Consider the following 320-nt stretch of genomic DNA (forward strand, 5'->3'; position numbering starts at 1 on the left):
CTTCAGGATCGGCTGCTCGCCCAGGTAGAACTCGATCATCTTGGGCACGTAGGGGTAGATCGACTTGTCGTCGGCCACGCCGGTGCCGACCGCGTTGCAGATCGCCACGTTGCCCGCGCGGTAGGCCCTGTCTCTTATACACATCTGACGCTGCCGACGAAGAGAACCTAGTGTAGATCTCGGTGGTGGGCGGATGATTAAAAAGGGGGGGGGGGGGGGGGGGGGGGGGGGGGGGGGGGGGGGGGGGGGGGGGGGGGGGGGGGGGGGGGGGGGGGGGGGGGGGGGGGGGGGGGGGGGGGGGGGGGGGGGGGGGGGGGGGG

The 320-nt window shown here is 73.8% G+C and carries 1 protein-coding gene; it reads right to left on the reverse strand.

Annotation, left to right across the window (positions count from 1 at the left end):
• Positions 1-320, reverse strand: a 320-nt coding sequence (locus JHD63_RS24390; RefSeq protein WP_233168566.1) for a circularly permuted type 2 ATP-grasp protein, incomplete at both ends; no start/stop codon positions are given.

Source organism: Xylophilus sp. ASV27, from assembly GCF_016428875.1.
Taxonomy (GTDB): Bacteria; Pseudomonadota; Gammaproteobacteria; order Burkholderiales; family Burkholderiaceae_C; genus Xylophilus.